Annotated in this window: 15 protein-coding genes and 1 other annotated feature; all 15 genes read left to right on the top strand. The window is 38.2% G+C overall.

Going from position 1 to position 18260, the window contains the following annotated elements; translation table 11 throughout:
• Nucleotides 1–50: 50 nt before the first annotated feature.
• The 15 genes from htpG (at nt 51) to JNO66_RS04150 (ending at nt 18210) form a co-directional block, all read left to right on the top strand.
• Nucleotides 51–1931 carry a molecular chaperone HtpG gene (htpG, locus tag JNO66_RS04220; RefSeq protein WP_203086942.1) on the top strand — a complete coding sequence of 627 codons (1881 nt, stop codon included), beginning with the start codon at nt 51–53 and terminating at the stop codon, nt 1929–1931.
• 147 nt (nt 1932–2078) lie between these two features.
• A complete protein-coding gene (locus JNO66_RS04215; RefSeq protein ID WP_203086941.1) occupies nt 2079–2348 on the top strand; it encodes an autorepressor SdpR family transcription factor in 270 nt (89 codons plus the stop codon).
• Nucleotide 2349: 1 nt separating this feature from the next.
• A complete protein-coding gene (locus JNO66_RS04210) occupies nt 2350–2988 on the top strand; it encodes an SdpI family protein (RefSeq protein ID WP_203086940.1) in 639 nt (212 codons plus the stop codon).
• 18 nt (nt 2989–3006) lie between these two features.
• Nucleotides 3007–3567, top strand: coding sequence for a methyltransferase family protein (locus tag JNO66_RS04205; protein WP_203086939.1), 561 nt, complete (start codon nt 3007–3009; stop codon nt 3565–3567).
• Nucleotides 3568–3588: 21 nt separating this feature from the next.
• Nucleotides 3589–5097 (top strand): phytoene desaturase family protein, encoded by a 1509-nt coding sequence (locus JNO66_RS04200; protein ID WP_203086938.1) that lies wholly within the window; start codon nt 3589–3591, stop codon nt 5095–5097.
• A 177-nt stretch (nt 5098–5274) separates the two neighbouring features.
• Entirely contained in the window at nt 5275–6744 is a 1470-nt protein-coding gene (locus JNO66_RS04195) for an alpha-L-fucosidase (RefSeq protein WP_203086937.1), read from the top strand.
• Nucleotides 6745–6789: 45 nt separating this feature from the next.
• Nucleotides 6790–9075 (top strand): helix-turn-helix domain-containing protein, encoded by a 2286-nt coding sequence (locus JNO66_RS04190; protein ID WP_203086936.1) that lies wholly within the window; start codon nt 6790–6792, stop codon nt 9073–9075.
• A 300-nt stretch (nt 9076–9375) separates the two neighbouring features.
• A complete protein-coding gene (locus JNO66_RS04185; RefSeq protein ID WP_203087499.1) occupies nt 9376–10230 on the top strand; it encodes an ABC transporter permease in 855 nt (284 codons plus the stop codon).
• An 18-nt stretch (nt 10231–10248) separates the two neighbouring features.
• Entirely contained in the window at nt 10249–11154 is a 906-nt protein-coding gene (locus JNO66_RS04180; protein ID WP_203086935.1) for a carbohydrate ABC transporter permease, read from the top strand.
• 26 nt (nt 11155–11180) lie between these two features.
• Complete coding sequence (locus JNO66_RS04175; RefSeq protein WP_210340764.1) at nt 11181–12800, top strand: type 2 periplasmic-binding domain-containing protein; 1620 nt, start codon at nt 11181–11183, stop codon at nt 12798–12800.
• A 133-nt stretch (nt 12801–12933) separates the two neighbouring features.
• Nucleotides 12934–13653 (top strand): YebC/PmpR family DNA-binding transcriptional regulator, encoded by a 720-nt coding sequence (locus tag JNO66_RS04170; RefSeq protein WP_203087497.1) that lies wholly within the window; start codon nt 12934–12936, stop codon nt 13651–13653.
• Between the two features lie 6 nt (nt 13654–13659).
• Nucleotides 13660–13911, top strand: a binding site (T-box leader).
• A gap of 104 nt (nt 13912–14015) precedes the next feature.
• The gene (trpS, locus tag JNO66_RS04165; RefSeq protein ID WP_203086934.1) at nt 14016–15002 is read left to right on the top strand and encodes a tryptophan--tRNA ligase; all 987 of its coding nucleotides are present in this window, start codon (nt 14016–14018) and stop codon (nt 15000–15002) included.
• Between the two features lie 184 nt (nt 15003–15186).
• Nucleotides 15187–16485, top strand: a complete 1299-nt coding sequence (locus JNO66_RS04160) for an ABC transporter substrate-binding protein (RefSeq protein WP_203086933.1) — start codon at nt 15187–15189, stop codon at nt 16483–16485.
• Nucleotides 16478–17392, top strand: coding sequence for a carbohydrate ABC transporter permease (locus JNO66_RS04155; protein ID WP_203086932.1), 915 nt, complete (start codon nt 16478–16480; stop codon nt 17390–17392). Before JNO66_RS04160 ends, JNO66_RS04155 begins: the two co-directional genes overlap by 8 nt.
• Nucleotides 17392–18210, top strand: a complete 819-nt coding sequence (locus tag JNO66_RS04150; protein WP_203086931.1) for a carbohydrate ABC transporter permease — start codon at nt 17392–17394, stop codon at nt 18208–18210. Before JNO66_RS04155 ends, JNO66_RS04150 begins: the two co-directional genes overlap by 1 nt.
• The last annotated feature ends 50 nt before the right edge of the window (nt 18211–18260 follow it).

Here is an 18260-nt window from a genome sequence, read left to right as displayed (position 1 = left end):
TTAGTCGAGTGCTAAAAGACAACCATTTCAATTAAGGATGTGTTTATAAGATGGAGAAAAAGCAGTTTCAAGCTGAATCCAAACGTCTGTTGGAAATGATGATCAATTCAATCTACACGCAGAAGGAGATTTTTCTTCGTGAATTGATTTCTAATTCAAGTGACGCGATTGATAAGCTATATTATCGTGCATTAACTGATGAAGCGATTAGCTTCGATCAAGACCGTTATGCGATTCATATCTCGGCTAATAAAGAGGCTCGCACTCTGACGTTAACCGACACTGGAATTGGTATGACGAAGGACGAGCTAGAAACAAATTTAGGAACAATCGCAAAGAGTGGTTCACTAGGTTTTAAAAAGACTAATGAAATGAAAGATGGGCATGATATTATCGGCCAGTTTGGTGTTGGGTTTTATGCAGCGTTTATGGTAGCTGACCAGGTGAGCGTGGTTAGTAAATCCGTAGATGCAGATTCAGCTTACAGATGGCAGTCTGATGGAAGTGATGGTTATACCATCGAAGAAGCTACGAAGGATGTTCCAGGAACAGACATTACACTACATATTAAAGAAAACACTGAGGATGAGTCCTTTGATGAGTTTCTTGACGAGCATCGCTTAAAATCAATTGTTAAAAAATATTCGGACTTTATACGCTATCCAATTAAAATGGATGTAACAACCTACAAACCAAAAGAAGATGGCGAAGAAGGCGAAACGGAAGAAGTACAAGAAGAACAAATTATTAACAGTATGGTTCCAATCTGGCGTAAGAACAAAAGCGAGCTCACAAAAGAAGATTACGAGCAGTTCTATCAAGACAAGCGTTATGGCTTTGATAAGCCACTTGAGCATATTCACTTAAGTGTTGATGGCGCCGTTCGATACAATTCCATCTTGTTTATTCCTGAAAGTACTCCATTTGATTATTATTCAAAAGAATATGAAAAAGGGCTTGAGCTTTACGCAAATGGTGTCTTGATTATGGAGAAGTGTGCAGACCTTCTACCAGATTTCTTTAGCTTTGTTAAAGGGATGGTTGACTCGGAGGATCTGTCATTAAATATCTCACGTGAAATGCTACAGCATGACCGTCAATTAAAACTAATCGCTAAAAACATTCAATCCAAAATTAAGTCTCAGCTTCAGTCACTACTTAAAAACAACCGAGAAGCATATGAGACGTTCTACAAATCATTTGGACGTCAGCTTAAGTTTGGTGTCTATAATGAATTTGGTGCTCATAAAAAAGTTTTAGAGGACTTGTTATTATTCCATTCTTCTACGGAAAAAGGGTTCGTTACGCTATCAGAATACGTATCTCGTATGAAGGAAGATCAAAGCAACATTTATTACGCTACTGGTGAGTCTATAGAGCGTATTGCGAAGCTGCCTCAAACAGAATTAGTTGCAGATAAAGGCTATGAGATTCTTTACTTTACTGAGGATGTAGATGAGTTTGCGATTAAGATGTTACAAAGCTATCAAGACAAAGAATTTCAGTCTGTATCAAGTGCAGACTTGAAGCTTGATGAGGATGAATCTGAAGAGTCAAAAGAAGAGCTAGATGCAAATAAAGACCTATTTGAAGAGATGAAAACCATCTTAGCAGGTAAGGTAAAAGATGTCCGCCTATCTAAGCGATTAAAAACACACCCTGTTATTTTAGCGGCAGAGGGTGAAGTTACGATTGAAATGGAGAAAGTTCTTCAAGCGATGCCAGATAATCAACATGTGAAAGCAGAAAAAGTGTTAGAAATCAACCCGAATCATGATGTATTTAAAGCTCTACAATCTGCAAAAGACACAGATCAAGAAAAGCTAAAGCTTTATACAAACTTGTTATATAGCCAAGCACTGTTAATTGAAGGATTACCGCTTGAAGATCCAGTGGAATTTACAAAAGATATGTGTAAGGTTATGGTGTAATCGGATTAGCAAAAGACGTCTTAAATATAGGGCGTCTTTTTTTGATTAAAAAGGATGAATTTGTAATTAGATAGTTGTTTAATTATGTAATTATGGTATGATGTAATTAGACAGTTATTTAATTATCTAATTAGAGGAGCTAGACATGTGAATGAATTATTTAAAGCGTTAAATGATGAGACAAGGAGGGAGATTATGAGTGTATTAAGTAAAGAGGGATGTTTAACAGCGACTCAAATTGCCGATCATTTTAAGATGAGTAAGCCGAGTATTTCTCATCACTTACAGATCTTAAAGCAAGCAAACCTTGTGACGGCAGATAAACGGGGGCAGTTTATTTATCATACGTTAAATACAACGGTGCTTCAGGATGTGTTTACCTGGTTTTATCAATTTAAGCCTAAGGGAGATGAGTAATATGAGAGCAAACATTGTTGGAATCCTTCTCATTTTATCTGCTTTGATTTTAAGTGTAGCTACATATCCTAGACTACCTGATCAATTAGCTGTTCACTGGACAGGTGAAGCTGTTACCGGAAGCTTACCTACTTTAACAGCTGTAAGCCTTATGCCAATTGTAATGGTGATCCTTTTTATCTTGGCAAAAGGACTAACGTTGTTAATGTCTAAACAAGCCCAAAACCAAAAAACAGTTTCTCTTGTGGAACTTGCATTACTTGGTGGATTAATGAGCATTCTTTTTGTGTGTCATTTAGTTATCATTCTAACAGGCAGTGGACTATCACTTGATACAGAACTTATTTTTGGCATTTCACTTGGCTTACTATTAATGGTTCTCGGTAATGTTATGCCTCAATTAAAGCGTAACATGATATTTGGTGCTAGAAACCAATATACACTCAAAAATGATAAGGTTTGGTCAATTGTTAACCGTTTTGCAGGTTGGGCATTTTTTATTTGTGGTTTGTTTATTGTGATAGGAGTGATCATTATTCCTTCATATCAAGCCGTCCTAATCGTTTCAATTGTTCTATTCGTTGCAGTTGTCGTTCAATTTTACTCAAGGGCTATTTATAAACGCGTCACATCAAATTAGGGAATAGGGCGGAATCATATGACAACGGAAGAATGGATGTTCCTTTTATTAAATGTCATTTGGCTAATGGAATTTATTCTGTTCAAAAATCCTGGTACAAAGAAAACATCACCAGGCCAGGAGCGAAAGAGCTTTTATTATATTCTTTTCTCTATCTTACTAACAATCGGAATATGTATTGGTATACAAGAGTGGCGAATTGTACACTCCCCTTCTTTATTTTTACAATGGATTAGTTTATTTCTCTACGGTACAGGTATTTTTCTCAGATACTGGTCAATGCTTGTGTTAAAGCAAGAATTTACAAGGCATGTCCACGTATCACCGAGCAAGATGCTTGTTAGCCATGGACCCTATCATTTAGTGCGTCATCCATTATACAGCGGGCTACTTTTATGTATGATTGGCATCTCGTTCTATCTTGCTTTTTGGATAGGAGTTGCTGCTACCATTCTACTCGTTCTCCAGTCTATCCTTTACCGGATTAAGCTTGAAGAAAAAATGCTTGAGAACGTGCTTGGTAGTCAGTACATTCATTGGAAAACCAAGCGGTGGATACTCTTGCCTTGGATCTACTAATGAAAAAAGGGGTAGGGAAGAGTGAAGAAAAAAGTCATTGTGATCGGCGGAGGCATAGGTGGATTATCATCAGCGATATCACTTGCTGCAGAAGGCTATGATGTTCAATTATTTGAGGCGAATGAACGATTAGGTGGAAAATGTAATATACGCAGTGGGTCAGGGTTCACATTTGATACAGGCCCTTCCATTTTAACGATGCCGTGGACACTGGAACAACTCTTTACACGTGCAGGGAAAAACCTTTCTGATTATCTTACGGTCAAGCGAGTGGAGCCCCAATGGCGTACCTTTTTTGAAGACGGTGTCACGATCGATTTAAAAGGGGATCTACCTGACATGCTAGATGAGATTGATCGTATCTCTCCTGATGATAAGTCAGGGTTTCTTGATTACATTCACTATAGCAGTCAGATTTATGAGTTGTGTACAAAGAGCTTTTATCAACGAAGCTTATCTGGACTAAAGGATCTCCGTACAAGTCACAGTTTTAAAGATCTCCTGGCCATGGATCCGATGAAAAGTATGAACCAGGCGACTAAGAAATTCATACGAGACCCTCATCTTCAACAATTGCTTGATTTTCTAGTAATGTATGTAGGCTCCTCACCATATCAAGCGCCTGCGGTTCTTTCTCAGCTTGCTTACGTGCAATTTGGCCTTGGTGTACATTATGTTGAAGGTGGGATGTATAATATCATCCGAGCCATGCAAAAGGTACTTGATGAACTTGACGTTCGCTATAGAACGAATACACGAGTCACTCAAGTGATCGAATCAAATGGTGTAGCAAAAGGTGTACAAATTGAAAATGGGGATGTCATCTATGGAGATATTATCATTTCAAACCTTGAAGTCATTCCAGCTTATGAAACGCTCGTACCAGATTCAAATCAAGCAAAACAAGAAGTAAAAAAATTGCAGACATTTGAACCGAGTGTTTCTGGTTTAGTTCTATTACTTGGGATGGACCAGACATATCCGCAGCTCGCTCATCACAATTTCTTTTTCTCTAAGGATCCAAAGCTCGAGTTTAAGCAAATCTTTGAAGAAAAAAGACCAGCTAATGATCCAACCATTTATATTGGCATTTCGTCTAAATCAGATTCAACCCATGCACCGAAAGGCAAAGAAAATCATTTTATCTTAACACATGTACCCCCACTTAAACCCGGTGATGACTGGTCTACATTTAAGGAAGAGTATAGAGAGGTTGTTCTTTCGAAGCTTGAGCGTAACGGTTTAAAGAACATTCGTGAGCATATTGAGTTCGAATATACGTTTACTCCTAATGATCTTAAACAACTGTACGGCTCAAATGGAGGTTCCATCTACGGAGTTGCCGCGAATAAGAAGACAAATGGTGGCTTTAAAATTCCAAGTCGTAGTCAGCTTCTTAAAAACCTTTATTTTGTTGGAGGTTCAACGCATCCAGGTGGAGGCGTACCAATGGTAACACTCTCTGGTCAATTAACTGCTGACCTTGTTCTTGAGGATGACACTCACTTGGGTTCAAGTACTGGATCATAATGAGGAAACCACGCTCGTTTAATCAGCCTACTTTTAACGTGAAAAGTAGGCTAATTTATTTTATAAGCAATGAGCACGAGTCATTTTCTAAATTTTTAAACATTTATTAACTTTATATTGAAAACGTTTTCATAAAAAGCTAAACTAATGATGATTACCTATAAAAGGGAGGATACAATGAACTCTTCTTATTTAGAAACAATTGAAAAAGTCATTCAAGCTGGACCGTACCAGGATAACTGGGATTCTTTATCTCGGTACAAATTAGCAGACTGGTATCAGAAAGCAAAGTTTGGGATCTTTATTCATTGGGGCGTTTATTCAGTTCCAGCATTCGGAAGTGAATGGTATTCACGTAACATGTACATTCAAGGTTCAAAGGAATACGAACATCATATTAAGACGTATGGACCACATAAAGAATTTGGATATAAGGATTTTATTCCTCAATTCAAGGCGGAAAAGTTTGATTCTGAAGAATGGGCTACATTGTTTGAAAAAGCAGGAGCTAAGTATGTTATGCCAGTAGCAGAGCATCATGACGGTTTTCAAATGTATAAGAGCAAACTCTCACATTTTAATGCATATGAAATGGGACCAAAAAGAGATGTGTTAGGTGAACTAGGTAAATCTCTCTCAAAAAGGGACATTGCTTTATGTGCCTCTACCCACCGTGTTGAACATTGGTTCTTTATGAGCCATGGCAAGGAATTTGAAAGTGACATAAAAGAACCTCTTAAAAAAGGGGATTTTTACTGGCCATCCATGCCAGAACCAGATCATCATGACTTATTTAGTGAACCATATCCTACAGAAGAATTTCTAGAAGATTGGCTCATGCGCACCTGTGAAATCGTAGATGAATATCAACCGAGTATCGTTTATTTTGACTGGTGGATTCAGCATGATTCAGTTAAACCTTACTTAAAGAAATTCGCCGCATATTATTATAATCGAGCAGAGCAATGGGGTAGGGAAGTAGCCATCAATTATAAACATGATGCATTTATGTTTGGGACAGCAGTTGTTGATATTGAAAGAGGACAATTTGCTGACCAGAAGCCTTATTTTTGGCAAACGGACACCGCCGTAGCAAAGAACTCCTGGTGCTACACGGAGAATAATCAATATAAAGAAGCAAAAGAAATCATCGCTGACCTAGTTGATATCGTCAGTAAGAATGGTTCTCTCCTTCTGAACATTGGACCAAAAGCAGATGGGACGATTCCGGATGAAGATCAGAAAATCCTACTAGAAATTGGAGATTGGCTGCAAACAAACGGTGAATCGATCTACAATTCTTCAGTTTGGAGACTTTCAGCAGAAGGACCTACCATGATAGAAGAAGGACAGTTTACAGATTCTGTATCAAAACAGTTTACTAAAGAAGATATTCGCTTTACAGTGAATGGTTCCTTTCTTTATGCAACTGTTCTTAGTTTTCCAGATGATGGAAACGTATGTGTTAGGTCTTTAGGACAAAATGATGCTTCAAAACTTCCACATTTTCATGGGATGATTGAAGATGTGGAAGTACTAGGCTTTGATGAGCAACCAGAGTGGAATCGATCTGAAACAGGGTTACACATTCGGACTAAAGCGGTCCAAAGTGATAAACCTGTTGTGTTTAAAATTCATTTAAACTAAAACAAATGATTCAACCGAGTATCGTTTACCTAGGGTGTCTAAGCGATGGCACCCTACTCACTATTCATTTTCATACGTAAGGGGAGGGTCTTTATTTTCCTGAAGAAAACATCCAAGGTATACAGACGGTTCCTTATTTCTTATGTCATTATATTATTTATCCCATTATGTGCAGGTTACTTTACATATCATGCCGCGATAAAAGAGGCACAAAACTATGCGATTCGGACTAGTGTTCAATCTTTAAATCAAAGCAAGTCTTTACTTGAACAAAGGTTATCTGAGGTAGAGCGTTTTACAAGGCAAATTGCTATTAATGAAGACCTAGTTAACATTATGTTATTAAATAAGAATGAAGCTACGGAACAAATCTCATCCCTAACCAATGTTTCGAAAGCTATTACTCCTTTCGCATCGACGAATGACTTTATTGAGGATTACTACATTCGTGTATCTAAGAGTGATTTAATTATTACCCCAGGTTCTGTGCAGTTTCGGCCTCAACACTTCTATCGCGCAAGCAATTATAGTGAAGCTTATCTTCAATTAATCGAAAACGGGGATCTATCAAGAAGTTCATATATCAGCTCACCCGATGGAGAACACGAATTTGGATTAACGTTTGTTCAGCCTATACCTATTGATCATGCTTACTCTCCACTTGGTTCTGTTGTAGTCCCGATTAAACAAAGTAATATTAATAAGATCGTTAAAGCAATCCCAGATGATATGAATGCATGGTCGTATATACTCGACAAACAATCTAACGTCATTTCTTCTACAAACATTCGCACGTCCGATGTCATTAAATGGGCGAATCTTTCTAACGGTGAAGAGGTTCGTTATCTAGAGGATGGAACGTTACTCATTACGTTGCGTTCAGAAAAAAATGATTGGATTTATGCAGCAGGTATTCCTAAAAATACGATTGCAGCTCAAGCGAAGCCGATTAAAGACATTACATTCATTGTTGTCACGATTACATTATTAGTTGGATTCATTATGTCTCTTCAATTCTCAAGAAAAAATAGTCTACCTATTACTTCAATTGTTCAAAAGTTAGATGACTACGTTGGAAGGGAAATGAAAACCAAGAATGAGTACGATTCAATTATTAGTCATGTTTCATACTTATTAGAAAGTCATAGTAAAATGCAACATTCATTGTCAAAACAAACTCCTGTACTCAAAGATTTATTTATTAAACAGCTACTGCAAGGAGGATTCATTCAAGAAGGAAACCATTTAGATTTTTCGCTAAAGGATCAACATCAAGGAAGAGTTGTTGTCGTGAGTAGTTCTTCAACGACAGATTTGTTGCTTGAAAAAACCTCTAATCGTCACTATGAGCAGTTTGACGACCAGTTGAAATGTCAGCTAGGTTCACTTTATACATTTTTCCACAAAACGCACAGTCAAAACAAGCTGATTTATCTTATTCTAGTTGATAAAGACAAGCATTTAAAAAGCTTTTATGAGATTGAAACGTTTCTAAAAGAAATGAATACTGTCATTTCGATCCCATCAATTCAGTTTGGTATAGGGAACCGATTTGAAACGCTCTCAAATGTAACGCAATCTTATCGCGAAGCAATACTTGCGTTACATTACGCTCAGGATCAGTCTTCGGTTGTAACGTTTTATGATGAAATTTCTCAGAGTCCAACTTTATATTTTTATCCCTATGACGTAGAGCTAAAGCTGTTCAAACAAATCAAAGAAGGTCATGCTGAATTAGCTTTTAAAACCATTGAGACAGTATTTAGAAAGAATCAAGAAGAAAAGAAATTGTCGCCAACTATGTTTGAGCATTTTATGTTGGCAATGAAAGGAACCATTATAAGAGCAGTAGATTCACAAATGTACGATGAAAAAGGAAAGAAGATATACACAGAGCTACTTTTGTTAGATATACATGCTAAACGGACAAGCGAAATTAAGGAACTTTTTCTTTTCATTGTAGAACACTATTCTCAATGGAAGAAGTCAAGACAAGCCGATGAAAACCATCTTCTAATTAAGGAAATCAAACAGTATGTCCAGATTCATTATTACAGGTCTGATCTTACTTCATACATGATCGCTACTGAATTAGATATGGAGGAAAAAAACATGACGGTCCTCTTTAAATTAGTGACGGGTGAAAAGCTTATAGAATACGTAGAAAAAATAAGAATTCAAAAAGCTGAAGAATTACTTAAGCAGAATGCTTTAACAATTGATGAGATTGCTGAGCGGGTCGGGTATAATAGTGCTCACTCTTTTCGTCGAGTTTTTAAGCGAATACACTCCATTACTCCTGTGCAATTTCGAGATAATATGCGTCCATGATGCTTATCACGCCTTTGTTTTTAGTGAACTGTACCTTGTTATTACAAGTGTACGGTTTTTTTTAGGTGCAATTCATTTAAGTGTACGCTGATAAAAAAAATGTACGCTTTCAAAATGGCGAAGACCTGTTATATTCGTAATGAAGGCGCTTACAAATTGACGATAGAAAGGGGTGGGGCGTTGAAGACATCAGGAGAACTGCAAAAAGATTTATATGTACCTAAAGTAAAGCTCAAACGAAAATCACAAAGGGAATTGGCCAAAAAAAGCTTTCAAAGACATTGGCAGCTTTATCTCTTAATGATTCCTCCCATATTGTATTTCATCATCTTTAAATACATCCCTATGGGTGGGGCTATTATTGCATTTAAGGATTACAACATCATTCAAGGTGTATTTGGTAGTGACTGGGCTGGTCTAAAGCATTTTGAAGCCTTTTTTAGAAATCCAGTTGCTTGGGATCTCATTAAAAACACTCTCTATTTAAGTCTTTATCAGATGGCTGTTACCTTTCCCTTACCGATCATTCTTGCTTTAGCATTAAATGAAATTAGGCATGGCATTTTTAAGAAAACGGTTCAGATGTTTACGTATGCTCCTTATTTCATCTCAACGGTCATTATCGTTTCAATGATTATTATTATGCTGTCTCCAAGATCAGGGATTATTAACGATCTGTTACTCTTTCTTGGTTTTGAGTCTTCAAACTTCTTATCTCAAGCAGATGCCTTTCGCTCAGTTTATGTATGGTCTGATGCGTGGCAACAAACGGGGTATGCTGCCATTATCTATCTAGCTGCGTTAGCAGGAGTCGATAAACAACAATACGAAGCTGCAAAAGTGGATGGGGCATCAAGAATACAAAGAATTCTGAACGTAGATATACCAGGGATTATGCCCGCAATTGTTATCATCATGATATTGAGTGTAGGAAGCCTCATGTCCATTGGTTTTGAAAAAGTTTATTTACTTCAAAACCCGTTAAACTTAAGCACTTCTGAAATCCTTCAAACTTACGTATATAAAATGGGGATTATTAATGCAAGCTTTAGTTTTAGTGCTGCTGTAGGTCTTTTTAACTCCATCATTAATTTAATTTTAATTGTGATCGTTAACTTCATAGCTCGGAGGGTAACCGGAACGGGGCTATGGTAATGATAGGAAGGAGAACAGATGAAAAAGCGCCACTCTAAAAATCGAATGAAAGAGTCAATTACTGACCGTCTTTTTCTATATAGCGTCTACACTTTTTTGGTTCTTGTTCTAATCATTGTCCTGTACCCCATTGTTTATATTGTCAGCTCATCTTTAAGTAGTGCTGAGGCAGTGACAGCTGGAGAAGTGTGGTTGTGGCCAGTAGATCTTTCATTCGCCGGGTATAAGGAAGTTCTAACAAACCCAGATGTGTTAAGAGGCTTTAAGAATTCAATTATTTATACCGTAAGTTATACGTTGCTGGCAGTCGTTCTAACAGTGATCTTTGCCTACCCCTTGTCTCGTAAAAACTTCTATGGTCGCACATTCTTAATGTTTTTTATCCTGATTACCATGCTTTTTTCTGGAGGGTTAATCCCTGAGTACCTGCTTGTACAAAAGCTTGGTTTGTTAGATAGTATTTGGGCCATCATCATCCCAAAAGCAATCGCTGTCTGGCAGGTCATTATTGCAAGAACGTTCTTCCAAACGAGTATTCCTGAAGAATTAGTTGAAGCAAGTGAAATGGATGGATGCAGTAGCATTCGGTTTTTATGGTCAGTGGTTTTACCATTATCAAAACCAATTATTGCCGTTTTAGCGCTAATGTATGCAGTGATTCAATGGAATAGTTATTTTGATGCGATGATCTTCCTAAAAACAAGAGATCTCTTTCCACTTCAATTGGAGCTTAGAGAAATACTGATTACACAAACCAATTCTGGAGCGAATATGGACATTGCTGTTCAAGCGGAAAGAGATCGCTTAGCAAACCTGATGAAATATTCGCTGATCGTTATTTCAAGCTTACCTGTATTAGTAATCTACCCATTTGCACAGAAATATTTTGTAAAAGGAATGCTGATTGGCTCTGTGAAAGGATAAAATAGTCAAATTGAGGGGGAATCGTTTTGAAACGTAATTGGTCTAAAATTTTACTATTATCACTATGTGTTTTCATTTTTACTGCATGTAGTTCAAACGAAGATGTATCAGAGGAAACTGTTGATGGAAAAACAACAATGAAAGTCTTCATGCCAGACTACACTGAAAGAGATCTAGATACCAATTCGTTTACTGCATTTGTTGAAGACGAGTTTGATCTTAATTTAGAATTTGAGACGACTTCATATGATACATCCGCTGCTAAAGAACGACGTCAAATTTCCCTATCAAGTGGCGATTATCCTGATGTCTATTTCCTAATCCCTTGGGTAGATCAATTTTCCGCTAATGACATGCTACGGTATGGGAAACAGGGCGTTCTTCTTCCACTAAATGATTTAATTAAAGAGCACGCCCCTAATCTGCAGCAAGTGTTAGATTCAGATGATGAGTATCGGGCTCTCGCTACAGCACCGGATGGGAATATCTATGGTATCCCTCAATTAATTGAGTGCTTTCATTGTACCTGGCCAAACAAGCTATGGATGAACAGTACATGGCTTGATAACTTAAACCTAGAAGCACCTAAAACACATGAAGAATTTAGAGACGTGTTAAGAGCGTTTAAAGACGATGATCCAAACGGGAATGGATCAAATGATGAAATCCCATTTAGTGGGTCCATCTCAATTGCTCAACACTCCGTTATTCCGTTCTTAATGAATGGATTTGTGTACGACGATGCAAAGACACGTTTAGCCGTTGACAATGATCAAGTATCTTTTGTTGCTACATCTGACGAATGGAAACAAGGATTAGAATATATTCATGAACTGTATGAGGAAGGACTGATTGATCCAGGTGCCTTCACTCAGAATGCTGAAGCCTACACACAACTTGGCAGTAACGCTGATGAGGTTATTTTAGGTGCTGGCCCATCCATGCACCCTAATGAATTTGCAAATAATGATAATAGCTTAGAATACGATGCACTTGCCCCTCTACAAGGACCAAATGCAGCTTATTCAACATATAAGTATCCGATTGAGCAAGGTGCAACCTTTGCGATAACAAATAAGGCAAGTGAAGACGTACAAGTAAAAGCCATTCAGCTACTTGATTATATGTTTACGACTGAAGGTTCTCTTCGTTCCATGTATGGTGAGGAAGGCGAATCCTGGGAGGAGGCAAAAGACGGAGATGTGGCTATTAATGAAGATGTAGAAGCACAAATTAAAGAATTACACCCAGAAGATGAACCGAATAGTAACTGGGGAGCTAGTGCTCAATATTATCATCCAGTAGAGTTTAGGGATTCGTGGGTACAGGCTGAGGATATTTATACGCAGGAAGGATATGAACGTCGTCTTCAAGAGGCAACATACCTCTATGCAGATGCAGAGCCAGAACAAGTGTTCCCTTACTGGAGTGTATGGTTTGATGAAATTGTACAAGAGGAAGTCGCAACACTTGAGACGAATATTAAGACGAATGTTGAACAAAGCGCTGTTCGTTTTATTGTAGGGGAATTAGATTTTGAAAAAGACTGGGATAGCTATCTAAGTGGATTGGAATCACTAGGAGTAGATCGATATGTTGAAATCATGCAAGAAGCATACGATGAATACCGTGCAACTGTAAATTAATGAGCATATTCGGGAGCGAGCGATGAATCAGTTGATTTGATCGCTCGTTTTACTTATGGAACAAACGACTTGTCAGGTTAAGTATAGGTAGGATATGATTAACTGGAGAGAAAAAGGAAAGCGAGTGTTCAAGATGGGACGCAAATGGAATAATATTAAAGAAAAGAAAGCCTCAAAGGATGCGAATACAAGTCGAATTTATGCCAAATTTGGTCGTGAAATCTATGTAGCCGCCAAACAAGGGGAACCTGACCCAGAGTCAAACCAAGCGTTAAAGGTCGTTCTTGAGCGTGCGAAAACATATAATGTACCAAAAGCAATCATTGATCGTGCGATCGAAAAAGCTAAAGGCGGTTCAGATGAGAATTACGATGAACTTCGATATGAAGGATTTGGTCCAAACGGCTCAATGATTATTGTAGATACATTAACAAACAATGTAAACCGGACAGCATCTGATGTTCGTGCGGCATTTGGTAAAAACGGCGGTAACATGGGAGTAAGTGGATCTGTTGCTTACATGTTTGATGCGGCCTCCGTTATCGGTATAGAAGGTAAATCAGAAGATGATGTATTAGAGCTGATGATGGAAGAGGATGTTGATGTGAAGGATATCGTCGCCGAGGATGAAACGGTGATTGTCTATGCAGAGCCAGAACAATTCCATGCAGTTCAAGAGGTTCTTAAAAATGCGGGTGTTAGTGAATTTTCTGTAGCAGAGCTAACGATGCTTGCTCAAAATGATGTTGCTATTCCAGAAGAATCAAAAGAACAATTTGAGAAACTAATTGATGCACTTGAGGACTTAGAGGATGTTCAGCAAGTGTATCATAATGTGGATCTAAGCGAGTAATTTATATAAAAAACGTTGATGAAGAGTAAGTACACACAAGATGAGGTGTGAAGAGAGTTGGTGGCTGGTGCAAACCAATCTCCTCCTTGTGTAGAATGGGCTTCTGAGTTGCTATGTTGAACTGGTAGTAGATGTAGCCGGGTGTTTCAACCCGTTATCACTTAGAATCGTATCGAAAGTAACTGATTTTTCCGTACGAGAAGTGGATGACTTAATGGTCATTAATAAAGGTGGTACCACGGGAACCTCGTCCTTTTTTGGACGGGGTTTTTTGCGTTTTTTAAAGGGGGTGATGCGATTGGATGAAGGCTGGTGGCACTTAATTAGAACGATAAATGTATGTAAAATGAGGAGGCAAAATAATGAAAGAACGTTTATTAACAGGAGATCGTGTAACTGGCAAGCTTCATCTTGGGCATTACGTGGGAAGTTTAAAAAATCGTGTGGAGCTTCAAGATTCCTATGATTCCTTTTTTATGCTTGCAGATGTTCATGCACTAACGACTCACTATAAACAACCTGAAACCTTAAAAGCACATGTAAATCAAGTAACTCTCGACTATCTATCAGTTGGTATAGATCCAGAGCAATCGACCATTTTTATTCAATCGCTTATACCGGAAATTGCGGAACTAACAGCTTATTTTTCAATGTTTGTAACAGTTAACTCTTTAAAACACAACCCTACAATAAAAGCTGAGGCAAGCGAAAAAGGATACAGCGATTTATATTATGGTTTTCTAGGGTATCCGATTAGCCAAACGGCTGATATTGCATTTTGCAAGGCAACCGTTGTACCAGTAGGTGAAGATCAACTACCTCATATGGAACAGTCACGAAAAATCATGAGGCGGTTTAATCAGCTTTATGCCCCGGTGTTCAATGAACCAAAAGCAATCGTAGGTGATTGTGCAAGACTGATCGGACTTGACGGAGATAGCAAAATGAGTAAGAGCAAAGGTAATACGATTGATTTAGATTCAACAAAACAAGAAGTATATGATCAAATAAAGAAAGCTAAAACAGACCCAGCACGTATCCGAAGATCAGATCCAGGACATCCTGACATTTGTCCTATCTATACGTATCACAATGTGTTTCGTAAAGAGGAATCAGGCAGCATTTATGAAGGGTGTCAAAAAGGTATGCTAGGTTGCGTTGAATGTAAAGCAATGATCGCAGCAAGCATTAACACTTTACTTGAACCGATGCATGAACGTAGAGACACCTATCTTCAAAGGTCTAACTATACAAAAGAGATTGTTCAGGCGGGAACAGAGCGAGCTCAGTTGATCGCAAAAGAGACGATGGAAGAAGTACGAGAAGCGTTGATGATAAATTATTTTTAATTCATTTTTTGAAGCGATTATCCCTTAGAGGAATCGCTTTTTTTTATAAAAAATGAACATGCTTTTTTCTAAAATATGAACTTTGAAAAGGGTTGTTAATTGACGTATGAATATCCATATGCTAATAATGGAAGCGTTATCAAAAGTATTTTAACACGTTTCACGATCATAAGGGAGGGAGATTATGCGTCTTAAATGGCCTTTAAGTGCAGCGGTAGTCTTAGTTCTAACTGCAGGTTGTAGCGTCAACGAAAATACAAATGAAACCGAAGAAGCATCAGGAGAAATTACGGTTTGGGCTTGGAATTTAGAAGCCGATTATTTAATTGACTTAGTTCCAGAGTTTGAAAAATTGTATCCTGATATCGAAGTAAACATTTTAAAATTAAGTGGAGATCAAGTGTATCAGCGTTTAACCACAGGTTTAGCGGCTGGGGTAGAAAGTCAGCTTCCTGACCTTGTCCAGGTCGAAAATCAACGAATTGATTTATACATGGACAATTTTCAAGAGAGCTTCGTTAATTTATCTAATATGGGGTTTGATGAACACCGAGATAAGTTTGTAGAAGGTAAAATCTCTCCTCTTATAAATGATGAAGGTGGAGTGATGGCTTTTCCAAGGGACACGGGGCCAATGGCGGTCTTTTATCGCGAGGATTTATTTGAAGAGGCTGGAATCGATGCCAATGATATTGTTACCTGGGATGATTACATTGAAGCAGGTGAACAGATGTTAGAACGAACTGGAACATTGATGACAGGCATTCAACTAACTGGTGATACACAGTTCTATCGAGCCATGCTTCAACAACAGAATTTGTTTTATTTTGATTTAGATGGCGGAATCACAGCGAATACATATGCAGCGTTGAATTCTATGGAAACGCTTAAAAAAATGAATGATGCGGGCTTATTCTTATATGCTTCGAATGGTGAAGAGGTAAACGCCGCTATAAAAAATGATGCGGTTGCTTCAGTTATTAGTGGATCATGGCAGAAAGGGATTATAGAAGATCAAATGCCAGAGCAAGAAGGGTTGTGGCGAGTCATGAAGCTACCTGCCTTTGAAGAAGGTGGCTTAACAGCTGCAAATGACGGTGGATCAAATCTTGCCATTACTTCTGTCTCTTCAAACAAGGAAGCGGCTTACCTATTTGGTGAATTCGCATCGGTTAATGTTGATAATCAAGTACATGGAGCCCTATCATATGGTGCATATCCAGCTTTAATTGAAGCGATCGATCGCTCAGAACTTGAAGAGGGTGATGCATTTTTTGGAGGTCAGGAAGTGTTTACACTATTTGGTGAAGAAGCAGTAGACTTACCAGTTGTAAACTTTACAGACGATTACTTACGCGCACAAAATACATTTAATGATGCCATTGGGCGAGTTATCTTACAGGATGTCCCAATAGACGAAGCGCTTGAAACAGCGTCCAATCGATTGCAAGCGGCCACCGGACGGGAGGTAAGCGATGAGTAATACAGTCACTCCTAAACCAAAAGCACCTCGGACGTCTAAAGCAAAAGCAACTAAAAACAAAGCGGGTCTGGCACCTTATGTTTTTGTAGGGCCAGCGATTATCCTTTTTTTACTTTTCACTGGTTATCCGATTGTGTATTCTCTCATTCTGAGCTTTACCACGAATGTAGAAGGGGCAAATACATTTGCTGGATTTGAAAATTATATCCGCTTGTTTCAGGATAGTTTGTTTTATGAATCATTGTTGAACACCTTTATCATATTAATCTTTCAAGTTCCAATTATGATTTTGCTGGCGGTTATATTGGCCAATGTCCTTCACAGTGGGATCCACCGGTTCAAAGGTGTGTTACGAGTGGCATTCTTCACACCAACTGTTACATCACTCGTAGCAGCAGCCGTGATTTTTCTATTAATCTTAAATCAAGACTTTGGAATTTTGAATTTCATCCTACAATCAATTGGGATGGACCGAATTCCTTGGTTAAATGATCCGTTCTGGGCAAAGGTATCACTCATTATTGTCACGATTTGGAGATGGACAGGGTACAACATGATTATCATTCTAGCAGGACTTCAAGTTATACCTAAAGACTTGTACGAAGCTGCAAGCATTGATGGAGCAACACCACTGAGGAAGTTCTTCTCCATCACACTACCTCAGCTAAAACCTGTTCTACTCTTTGCTTTTGTTATGTCTACAATTGGTACCTTCCAGTTATTTGATGAAGCCTTTAACTTAACGGATGGTGGGCCGATTAATGCAACAACAACGGTTACGATGTACTTATATGAAAACGGGTTTGAGTACTTTGACTTTGGTTACGCATCATCCATTGCTTATGTCGTTGTACTAATTATCGCCGTATTATCATTTATTCAATTTAAATTGGCAGGTGATGATTGATGCGAGCACTTGGTTTAGCTGGAAAATATCTTGTTATTGCTATCGGTTTGTTTATCACTCTTGGTCCGTTTTATTGGATGCTCGTCGGTGCAACCAACTCTTCAGGGTCACTGTTATCTGTTCCACCTAATTTAATTCCAGGCGATCAACTTGCTACAAATTTTCGCAACCTGATTGATAACATTGATATCTTTCAGGCATTATGGAATTCAACCATCATAACAGTCACATTCACAGTTGTTGCGGGACTATTTAGTGCAGCGGCAGGTTACGCTTTCGCAAAATATGAATTTAGAGGTCGAAAAACACTGTTTGCGATGCTGCTTGTGTCCATGATGATCCCTTATCAGGCTTTAATCATTCCACAGTTTGAATTGTTCGCGAACATTGGGATTCTAAATTCATACAGTGCTATTATTTTGCCACAGCTCGCTTATCCATTTGCCATCTTTTTAATGAGGCAAAGTATGAAGTCGATCCCAGATTCATTACTTGAATCTGCACGAATTGATGGATGTGGCGAATACCGGATTTTCTTTCAAATTTCGTTACCAATGATGCTACCAGCAATCGGTGCAGTATCCATCTTCCTTTTTACACATCAATGGAATAATTTCTTATGGCCACTTGTCGCGATTGTCACAGAAGACATGTACACTCTTCCGATCGTCTTATCCATTCTTGCCGGTCAAGATAATCTAGATTATGGACAATTGATGCTTGCTGCTGCCATATCTGTTCTTCCAATTTTCATTATGTTTTTATTCTTACAGCGTTACTTTATTGCAGGAATAGCAAGTGGTGCAGTAAAAGAATAGAGGTTTAAAAAACCACTCTTACCGCAGAAATGATTGCGCTAGAGTGGTTT

This window comes from Alkalicoccobacillus gibsonii, assembly GCF_016798245.1.
GTDB classification, from domain to species: Bacteria; Bacillota; Bacilli; order Bacillales; family Bacillaceae_D; genus Alkalicoccobacillus; species Alkalicoccobacillus gibsonii.
Note: the sequence above shows the minus strand (reverse complement) of the source record. Positions and strands in the feature narration are given on the sequence as shown.

Bases quoted from the DNA above. Each gene is read 5' to 3' on its own strand.
- htpG (WP_203086942.1), top strand. From the start codon at position 51: ATGGAGAAAAAGCAGTTTCAAGCTGAATCCAAACGTCTGTTGGAAATG.
- JNO66_RS04210 (WP_203086940.1), top strand. From the start codon at position 2,350: ATGAGAGCAAACATTGTTGGAATCCTTCTCATTTTATCTGCTTTGATT.
- JNO66_RS04205 (WP_203086939.1), top strand. From the start codon at position 3,007: ATGACAACGGAAGAATGGATGTTCCTTTTATTAAATGTCATTTGGCTA.
- JNO66_RS04195 (WP_203086937.1), top strand. From the start codon at position 5,275: ATGAACTCTTCTTATTTAGAAACAATTGAAAAAGTCATTCAAGCTGGA.
- JNO66_RS04190 (WP_203086936.1), top strand. From the start codon at position 6,790: ATGGCACCCTACTCACTATTCATTTTCATACGTAAGGGGAGGGTCTTT.
- JNO66_RS04185 (WP_203087499.1), top strand. From the start codon at position 9,376: ATGATTCCTCCCATATTGTATTTCATCATCTTTAAATACATCCCTATG.
- JNO66_RS04180 (WP_203086935.1), top strand. From the start codon at position 10,249: ATGAAAAAGCGCCACTCTAAAAATCGAATGAAAGAGTCAATTACTGAC.
- JNO66_RS04170 (WP_203087497.1), top strand. From the start codon at position 12,934: ATGGGACGCAAATGGAATAATATTAAAGAAAAGAAAGCCTCAAAGGAT.
- trpS (WP_203086934.1), top strand. From the start codon at position 14,016: ATGAAAGAACGTTTATTAACAGGAGATCGTGTAACTGGCAAGCTTCAT.
- JNO66_RS04160 (WP_203086933.1), top strand. From the start codon at position 15,187: ATGCGTCTTAAATGGCCTTTAAGTGCAGCGGTAGTCTTAGTTCTAACT.
- JNO66_RS04155 (WP_203086932.1), top strand. From the start codon at position 16,478: ATGAGTAATACAGTCACTCCTAAACCAAAAGCACCTCGGACGTCTAAA.
- JNO66_RS04150 (WP_203086931.1), top strand. From the start codon at position 17,392: ATGCGAGCACTTGGTTTAGCTGGAAAATATCTTGTTATTGCTATCGGT.